The organism is Frisingicoccus sp., assembly GCA_016298055.1.
Lineage (GTDB): Bacteria > Bacillota > Clostridia > Lachnospirales > Lachnospiraceae > Frisingicoccus.
Genome location: JAEDDO010000216.1, coordinates 1 through 2,893, shown reverse-complemented (window position 1 = coordinate 2,893; position 2,893 = coordinate 1). Strand labels below are relative to the sequence as shown.

2 protein-coding genes are annotated in these 2,893 nt (G+C 42.6%); one reads left to right on the top strand and one right to left on the bottom strand.

The genetic code is table 11. The annotated features are described in order from the left end of the window. The first annotated feature begins 108 nt into the window (after window positions 1-108). The gene (locus tag QZZ35_RS10730) at window positions 109-825 is read left to right on the top strand and encodes a LytR/AlgR family response regulator transcription factor (RefSeq protein ID WP_291237398.1); all 717 of its coding nucleotides are present in this window, start codon (window positions 109-111) and stop codon (window positions 823-825) included. A gap of 4 nt (window positions 826-829) precedes the next feature. Here the strand turns inward: QZZ35_RS10730 and QZZ35_RS10725 are convergent, their stop codons facing one another. Beyond that, complete coding sequence (locus QZZ35_RS10725) at window positions 830-2,749, bottom strand: GHKL domain-containing protein (protein WP_291237397.1); 1,920 nt, start codon at window positions 2,747-2,749, stop codon at window positions 830-832. Window positions 2,750-2,893: the final 144 nt, after the last annotated feature.

Genomic DNA, 2,893 nt, shown 5'->3' with positions numbered 1-2,893 from the left:
AATAGAGCCGTTAGGCTCTTAGAAGCCCATTACCTTTAGGTGATGGGTAGTTCACATTGTGATATAGTATTTCTGATATCATATATATGAGTGAAAGAGGTGAACGAAATGAAGGTACAGCCATTTTACATAGCTGTCTGTGATGATGATGAGAAGGATAGAAAAGAAATTGCAGAAATGGCAGAACAAATTTGTGAAATGGAGAAAATAGATGCAGAAATAATTTGTTTTGCAGACGGAAACCTTTTTTTGCAGGAATTAAAAAACGGAATGTCCTTTGATATGCTTTTCCTGGATGTAATGATGCCTGAGATGGATGGAATGAAGCTGTCGCGATATCTTCGCAGTGAGAAGCAAGATCTTCCCATCGTATTTATCTCCAGTAACAGAGATATGGCACTTAGAGGATATGAGGTATCTGCAGTGCGTTATCTTGCAAAACCACTGGAAAAAGAATACCTCCGGGAGGCCATAGTTTTCTGCTACGGCGATAAAAATAAAAAGAAGGAGCTTCTGTTTCCAATTACCGGCGGAATCAGAAAAGTTTCACCTGAGGAAATTATTTATGTGGAGATTAGAGGGAGAAAGAGCCATATTACCCAGGAACAGGAGGAGTGGGATACAGCTCTTTCCATTGACCGGCTGGGAGAAATGTTGTCTGGTTCCGGGTTTGTCCGATGTCACCAGAGTTTTCTGGTAAACTGCCGTTTTATCCGAACTCTTCGTACTGCGCAGATAGAATTGGTAAACGGAGTGTATATTCCGGTAAGCAAATATCGTATTAAGGAAGTGCGCCGATATTTTTTTGAGTATATGGAAGGATAAATCATCAGGAGAGAGGAATAACAACACATATTTTGTATGTTCCTTCTTCCTCCTGGATGGAAACCATATCACCCCATTGTTTCATAATCTGATGGATAATCTTAAGCCCATACCCATGAGTGGGAGCAGGCTTTTTTTTGTGTGCGGAAGAATCCGCTGCTGTGGAATTTTCGCAGGAGAAAATAAAATGATGGTCTTTACAGTGGAAATCCAGACGAATTCTGGGATTGCTTATGGCAGGATGGGATGCAGCCTGAATGGCATTGTCAAGGATGTTCATAATCAGGCAGCAAAGCTCTGTGTCGTGAAGCGGAAGCTTTTTCGGAGCACTTGCCCGGGAGATTTCTGTATGAATTCCTTTTTTTGCGGCAATGGCCAGTTTTCCATTGATGATAATATCGAGCATTTCGTTCCCGCTTGTAATAATAGGGCGGACATTCTGGATCTGATCCACTAGCTTATCCAGATAAGCACATAACTTTTCCGGGGAGTTTTCGGCCATTGAGCGAAGCATGGTGTAATGCCTGTTAATGTCATGGCGAAGCATCATGATTTCATCAGACTGCAGTCGGAGATTTTCGTAGCTTTCCAGAGTAAGTCTGTTTTTGGCAGACAGCACGGAAGCTTCTATTTTCCGCTGGGATTCCTTCTCCAGTAATTCGATGATTACTGTTGCAAGGCTGGACAAAAGACAGAGAACCCAGACAATCTTCAGTGAGAATACAGGCAGAAGGAGGGAAAAATCACCTGCGATTCGCGAGAGTACACTGGAAGTGTAGCCGGGAATCAGGGGAATGCTGATCAGTAAGAAAGAAGCATATCCCAAAGTGATCAGAATGGCAGTCTGAGTAAAGTAACTAAAAAATTTATTCTCCCTGTTCCAGAGAATAAAAGCACAGAGTATAGAGAGAAACAGAGCGAGAAATCCTGTAATCTGGGGCAGTTCGATAAAAAAACGATACCATCTGCCGTAGGAAAGAACGGCACCGGTCTGTATTATGGCAGCAAACCCTGTACTCAGACATTGTACCAATGCCAGTATGAGAAATAAGGGTCGAACCCGGCCGGCATATATGGAAAGAAATATCAGGAGTACGCCAATGGACAAATGAAAGGTCATGGTCTGCAGATCCACAGGAAACTCTCCGAAATACTGTGGAAAGAAATCGGCTTTTGTCAGTACGCTGAATATTTGAAGCATGACAGCAACAGCAAGGACGACCAGCGATGCACTGAAACGTCCAAGAGAAGCTCTCCAGATAAATGCAGCCAGAAGAATGATTTCAAGGGCAAATAATAGCACAGAGGGAATCATTATGGATGCGGCCGAGGCAATAAGATCACTTTCGTAAGAGTATCCGCAGTAAAGGGTAATTTCGCAGGGATAAACGGTTTCGTTATCCGTTAGAGTTTCAGAAACTGCGGGGCTTGACTGTGCAATGGTAAGTGTCTGGTTCATGTAATTGTGAGGCAGGGAAATGGTTATAGGTTCTGCACGGTCATATTCCTGCATGGGAAGAGAAAGTTCTCCTATCTGTTTTTCAGAACTCTCAGGACAGTCTGTATAAAGCAATGTGTCATCCAGAAACACACTGATGGAACGATTTGCAGTACCGATACGAAGTGTGGGACTATCCAGCTTTTCTGTAAGTTTACGTGAGAAATAGAAAGTTTGTCCTGCATAAGACAGTCCTGAATATCCGCCGATGCCATTGGGGGTTAAGACGGTTGTTTCACCATTTTCTGAAGTAAAAACAGTCCAGCCTTTTGAACCTTCCCATTCCTGGCCGTCCTGGGGGAGCAGAGAAAGATTGTAGGAGGAATCTTCCATAGGCATTGTATAGTAAAAAACAGCTATTGCAGACAGAATGCAGGGAAAAAGAGCCAGAAGTACGGCGGATAATAGAATCATAATGCGTTTCATAATAATTACCTCTCTGTGTGTCATTTCTACTTTTTAGTGTATCAGTCCTGACATTATTCTGTCAATAAATTGCAACTTGCATTATTTGTCTAGTTTTGACGTTTTTTCGTCCTGTTTTGCAGGTGATATAGACTGATGGCAGGA

Coding starts and splice junctions, on each gene's coding strand:
- QZZ35_RS10730 (WP_291237398.1), top strand. CDS start 109: ATGAAGGTACAGCCATTTTACATAGCTGTCTGTGATGATGATGAGAAG.
- QZZ35_RS10725 (WP_291237397.1), bottom strand. CDS start 2,749: ATGAAACGCATTATGATTCTATTATCCGCCGTACTTCTGGCTCTTTTT.